Origin of the sequence: Enterococcus canintestini, from assembly GCF_001885735.1 — a bacterium.
Taxonomy (GTDB): domain Bacteria; phylum Bacillota; class Bacilli; order Lactobacillales; family Enterococcaceae; genus Enterococcus_C; species Enterococcus_C canintestini.
This window is the reverse complement of record NZ_JXKG01000025.1, coordinates 22527-28526: the sequence shown is the minus strand read 5'-3', so window position 1 is coordinate 28526 and position 6000 is coordinate 22527. Positions and strand designations below refer to the sequence as shown.

Annotated in this window: 5 protein-coding genes; 3 read left to right on the top strand and 2 right to left on the bottom strand. The window is 36.9% G+C overall.

The features are described from left to right. The first annotated feature begins 59 nt into the window (after positions 1-59). Positions 60-1958 (top strand): tRNA uridine-5-carboxymethylaminomethyl(34) synthesis enzyme MnmG, encoded by a 1899-nt coding sequence (gene mnmG, locus RU96_RS11265; RefSeq protein ID WP_071865608.1) that lies wholly within the window; start codon positions 60-62, stop codon positions 1956-1958. A gap of 144 nt (positions 1959-2102) precedes the next feature. On the opposite strand, the gene RU96_RS11260 is transcribed toward mnmG, so the two are convergent. Continuing rightward, positions 2103-3014 carry a hypothetical protein gene (locus RU96_RS11260; RefSeq protein WP_071865607.1) on the bottom strand — a complete coding sequence of 304 codons (912 nt, stop codon included), beginning with the start codon at positions 3012-3014 and terminating at the stop codon, positions 2103-2105. A gap of 169 nt (positions 3015-3183) precedes the next feature. Between RU96_RS11260 and RU96_RS11255 the strand changes: the two genes are divergently transcribed. Together RU96_RS11255 and RU96_RS11250 are read left to right on the top strand one after the other, a co-directional pair. Then, positions 3184-3399, top strand: coding sequence for a hypothetical protein (locus RU96_RS11255; protein WP_071865611.1), 216 nt, complete (start codon positions 3184-3186; stop codon positions 3397-3399). A gap of 52 nt (positions 3400-3451) precedes the next feature. Further along, positions 3452-4339 (top strand): SPFH domain-containing protein, encoded by an 888-nt coding sequence (locus RU96_RS11250; RefSeq protein ID WP_245813029.1) that lies wholly within the window; start codon positions 3452-3454, stop codon positions 4337-4339. A gap of 297 nt (positions 4340-4636) precedes the next feature. Here RU96_RS11250 and RU96_RS11245 read toward each other — a convergent pair whose 3' ends face one another. Continuing rightward, entirely contained in the window at positions 4637-5338 is a 702-nt protein-coding gene (locus RU96_RS11245) for an LCP family glycopolymer transferase (RefSeq protein ID WP_071865605.1), read from the bottom strand. Positions 5339-6000: the final 662 nt, after the last annotated feature.

Genomic DNA, 6000 nt, shown 5'->3' with positions numbered 1-6000 from the left:
TATTGCTCATTTCCTAAGCAAGCTGTTTTAGCAACTAAATTAAGGAGCGGAATTATTTCATGGAATATCAAGCGGAAAGTTATGATGTGATTGTTGTTGGTGCCGGTCATGCCGGCAGTGAAGCGGCGCTTGCTAATGCACGCATGGGCAACAAAACACTGCTTTTGACGATTAATTTGGATATGGTGGCTTTTATGCCTTGTAATCCGTCTGTTGGAGGTCCTGCTAAAGGTGTTGTCGTGCGAGAAATCGATGCACTAGGGGGCGAAATGGGCAAAAATATCGACAAAACTTACATTCAAATGCGGATGTTAAATACTGGTAAAGGTCCAGCAGTGCGGGCATTACGCGCACAAGCAGACAAACATGCTTATGCACAAGAGATGAAACACACGATTGAAAAAGAAGAAAATTTGACTTTGCGTCAAGGAATGGCAGAAAAATTAATCGTTGAAGATGGCGTTTGTAAAGGTGTTATCACGAATACTGGTGCCCGTTATAGTGCCAAAGCTGTTATTATTACAGCTGGTACAGCTTTACGAGGGGAAATTATTATTGGAGAATTGAAGTATTCTTCTGGTCCTAATAATTCTCAACCTTCAGTTGGCCTTGCCAATAGTTTAAAAGAACTAGGCTTTGAAATTGCACGTTTCAAAACAGGGACACCACCACGGGTCAAAGCAGGATCAATTGATTATGATCAAACTGAAATTCAACCAGGAGACAAAGAAGCCAATCATTTTAGTTATTCCACTCCTGATAGTGCTTATAAACAAGATCAAGAACCATGTTGGTTAACTTACACAAGTCCAAAAACCCATGAAATTATTCGCGATAATTTACATCGTGCGCCAATGTTTACTGGTATTGTCGAAGGTGTGGGGGCAAGATATTGTCCTTCAATTGAAGATAAAATCGTACGTTTTGCTGATAAAGAACGTCATCAACTTTTCTTAGAACCTGAAGGATTAAATACAGAAGAAGTCTATGTGCAAGGATTATCGACTTCCATGCCTGAAGATGTTCAAGTAGAGATGTTACATTCGATTGCGGGTTTGCAAAATGTTGAAATGATGCGCACAGGATACGCTATTGAATATGATGTGGTGGTTCCGCATCAATTACGCCCAACTTTAGAAACAAAATTAATTGAAAATCTTTATACTGCCGGTCAAACAAACGGAACTTCTGGTTATGAAGAAGCTGCCGGCCAAGGTTTGATTGCGGGTATTAACGCGGGGTTAAAAGTTCAAGGAAAAGAACCCCTAATCTTAAAACGCAGTGACGGTTATATCGGTGTTATGATTGACGACTTAGTAACCAAAGGCACACAAGAACCTTACCGTCTTTTAACCAGTCGGGCCGAATATCGTTTAATTTTACGTCATGATAACGCGGATCTACGCTTAACGGAAATGGGTCATGAAATTGGCTTGGTTAAAGAGGACCAATATCAAGCTTATTTAGCCAAAAAAGTGGCAGTTGAAAATGAAATTGCCCGCCTAAAGAGTATTCGCATTAAACCAACCGCTGAAGTTCAAGCCTTTTTAGCACAAAAAGGTGCGGCCCAATTAAAAGATGGCGTGTTAGCAAATGAATTTTTGCGCCGTCCTGAAATTAGTTACGCTGAATTGTTACAATTTATTCCTGCTGACGAGAATCTTTCCCCAAAAGAAATCGAACAAGTTGAAATTCAAATTAAATATGAAGGCTACATCAAAAAAGCCTTAGAAAAAGTTGAAAAATTAAAACGGATGGAAGCCAAAAAAATTCCAACCAATATTGACTATGACGCAATTAATGGCCTTGCTACAGAAGCGCGCCAAAAATTAACCAAAATTCAACCCGAAACCATTGCCCAAGCCAGTCGCATTAGTGGTGTTAATCCGGCCGATTTGAGTATTTTAATGGTTTACATTGAACAAGGAAGAATTGCAAAAGTAACACAAGAATCATAGTATAACCAAAAGCCGCCTCATCTTGGATGAAGCGGCTTTTATTATAGGTAAATAGAAAAAATAAAATTTTAACTCCCAAATGTTTCACATGAAACTTTTTTTGATCGCATTGCCATAGCGGAAGGTTCTTAATGATCCTTATCACTATTCGGTCTGATCTGTATCGGAATTTAACAATTTATCATTTAAAGCAGTCATTTTTTGGTTGGCTGCTTGAAAAAGGTCGGGAATTTGCTTTAGTAATTGCTCACTAATAGCTAAGGAATCTTGGTTGGCATTTTGTGTTAATACTGTGCTACTGCGAGCAAAATTTTCTGCAAGCTCTGTGACGATTGTCTGTGTCTTCGCCAATACTTCTTCTGGTAGGGCTGCTGAAGCATATGCAGAAAAAAGGGTGCTAGTAGCTGTAATTGTAGCGCTGTACTGCAAGACCCAAGTAAACAAATATTCTAAATCAAGGTCTGTGATGGTCTGATTTGCAATCGCAGTTAAAGTCGTCAAAATAGGCAAAGTGACAGAAGGAGTAGCTAATTGTGCTAAAGCTAGATTTTTGACGGCTAACTGTGGATTTTTGGCTAAATCAAAGCGATAGCACAAGTAAAGTAGCTCTTTAATGTTATTTTGTACAAAAGAGCCTGTTTTTTTATCTGCTTGAAAAACTTTGGTCGCAGGTAATTTTTCAAGCAATAAAAGTCCGGTCGCAAAAGGTGAAGGCGTAACATAAAGGCGAAAATAATTTTGGTCACTGGTGATAATGCCATCTAAAAGGGATTTTTCTTTTTTATTTATCTTTAGTTCACTACTAAGCTCGGTTTCTTTAATCCGGCTTAATTTTTTTTGCGCATCTTTTATCACCGTTGCAGTCAGAACAGGTTGTTTATTGTCTGCTTGAAAACCACTTTCGGCAAAATAATGTAGCTTAAAAAAATCATTTTGGTAAAAGAACGCATTTAAATTAGCCAGAGCAATCGTTTTTCCGGCTTGTTGACTAAGCCAGGCACGTAAATTTTGTTGCAGCTGGTCTTCTTGGGTAGGTTCCTTTTTAAACAATGCCATGGTTATGCTCCTTCATAACTATATTCTTAATTCTATTTTAGTCGAAAAATGTGAAACTTAACAAATAATTGACTAGGCGTTTTTTTTACAAGTGGTATAATGAGGGCAATCAAGGTTGGGGCTTGAGGTTTTTAATTGGAGGTGGGCAGGTTCGTTGGCTGATTATCAAATGGAAAAAACGTTAGGTAAATGTTTTCGCACAACAAAAAGCAGTTTCACCGGTAGTGTCCGTATTTTAGGCAGTTGGTACGACTACAAAGTTGTAGCTGGGTTGCCAGAAGTCGGAGATATGCTGGAAGTTGTCAGTTATACGCCTAATGCATTATTAGTTCAAGTAAACAATAGCTTATATGAAAGTGATGTGAATTACATTGGCAATTTTTAGTATCTTTTTTGTTATCGTAATTATTGGTCTACTTATTTTGTTGTTATCACAAATGATTATTATTGTAGAACAAGGGGAAGTTAAAGTCGTTGAAAGTTTTGGTAAATACGTTAAATCCCTTGATCCGGGACTTCATTTTTTAATTCCGATTTTATATAACGTCAAACAACGTGTTTCGTTAAAACAAATTCCAATTCAAATTGATCCACAAAGTGTTATTACAAAAGACAATGTTATCGTGGAAATTGATGAAGCAATCAAATATCATGTCACAGATGTACGGGCCTTTGTTTATGATAATCAAAATTCTGTGGTTTCGATGATTCAAGATTGTCAGTCAAATTTACGGGGCATCATTGGGAAGATGGATTTAAATGAAGTTTTAAATGGGACTGAAGAAATAAATGTGGCCTTATTTGAAAGCGTCAAAGACATCACAGCGGGATATGGCTTGTCGATTGACCGAATTAATATTGGTGAGATTTCAGTTTCAGATGAAATTGTTAATTCTATGAATAAATTAATTACTGCAAGTCGCGATAAAGAATCATTAATCACCATTTCAGAAGGGAAGAAACAATCGGTCATTTTAGATTCAGAGGCCAAAGCCTCAGAAATGGAAATTGATGCGGCGGCGCGAGCAAAACAAACTAAAATCGACGCTACTGCCAGAGCCGAGCGAATTAAAATTGACGCCCAAGCTGAAGCTGAGCGAATTAAAATTGTAACAGAAGCTGAGAAAAAACGAATTCGCGAAATTAATCAAGCCATTCAAGAAAGTCAAATTGACGAAAAAATGTTGTCTTATCTTGGCATTGAAGCCTTTAAACATGTAGTGGAAAACAATCACAACACCGTTATTTTACCAAGTAATTTAACGGAAATTGGCAATATTCCAGCCATTAAACAAGTTTGGGATGCAACTGATAAAAATAAATAATAAAAAATATTTCAAAAAAAGTGGGAAATCCAAACTTGGCTTTCCCACTTTTTTGCTAGCAAAAATAATTATTTTGCTTATATGCTTGCCAAGTAAAGTCATTATATTAAGAATTTAAAGGACTTATGTCTGACAGATACTTTGGTCATGGTTGAAAGTTACGATTTGTCGTTTAAAGTGATTAGTGTCTGACTTCATGAAAAATTGTTTAGGCAATCAGATGATGTTTTAAGAAATGAAAGAACATGTTGCTGTTGTTTCATCTGATCGCGTGTAAATGAGGAACGTTCTTTTGGCTTATTCATCTCGTAAATCAGGATGGAGTTGAATGACGTTTTTCTCCCAATCGACCGTTTCAAGATGGTAAGGAAAATTACCACTGACTGTGTAGCTACCAGGAGCAGGAACATTAATTTTTTTCATGCGGGCATTGCCTTTGGCTAAATAGCCGCTACCAAGTTTTAACATATCGCGCAAGCCGAGATTACTTTTCGTATGTTCTTTAACGGTTCCCAAATTTTGCGTAATCGCACTTAAGCTGGGAGTTACTGTTTTCCATCTCATAAAGCGAATCAAATCTTCCTGACGAGTAAAAACATCAAAGGAACGATCATCGTCAATTTGATAACTAATGTAGGCATCGATTTCGGCTAAAGATAACTTTTGTGGGCCTAATAGGAATTTTTGGCCGTTTTTTAAAGCGGTAAAATCTTTTTCTGAAGTGATCGTTAACGTACCATCTGCATCAAGGCCGGCTTCTTTTATGGCCGCAAGCCCTTCTTCTTTAGTTAAAATAAAATATTTGGTTACCGATTGTGAAAAAGCGACAGAAAAATATTTCAAAAAATCAGTAATAGAATTTTTAACATAAAGTTCTCCTAGCGTAATATTGTGCAGCCGAATTTCTGGTGAAATGCGCCACAGCGTTCCTTTATTTTGCAAATCGTAAACAAAAAAAGACGAGAATACGCCATCATCAAAAATAAATAAAACCTTCATATTTTTCCTCCTTGAAATGTAGTTAGGTAGTCAAGCTAATTGAATTAGAGATAAAATGGATAATTTTTTCTTATGAATAAAGAGCTAAACGTTGCCTTTAGCTTTTCTAGATGTCTAGCACAGGCAACAACTCTTCGGGAAAAATTCAAAAATTAGTTTCTGGTAAAGAGCACCAGAAAACGAATTTCTGAGATTTTTCCAAAGAGCTAAACGTTGCCTTTAGCTTTTCTAGATGTCTAGCATAATAAACAAACTCTCTACGGCAATAAGCCAAAATCTTGAGAAATTTGAAGAGCAATTTATCAAGATTTCGTCTTATCGCTTGAGAGCTGGACGAGTTTATTATGCTTTTCTTTGATCCAGCTTCACAAACGAACTCTCTACGGTAATAAGCTGAAATTTGAAGAAATTTGAAAAGCAATTTATTAAAATTCCATCTTATTACTTGAGAGTTGCCCACGTTTGTTCAGCTTTTCTACGTTAACTCTATCAATTTTTAAACTTTTTGACTAGCGACGTGAGACCGTTGCATTTTTTTTGAAATGCGAGTATGATAACGAAGATTATAACAAGGTGGTGGTCACATGATACGATTTGTATCTTCTGTACGCACAATTGGCTGGCAGTTATTCTGATGTCGCAGTTGTGACTTTCTTCTGCGC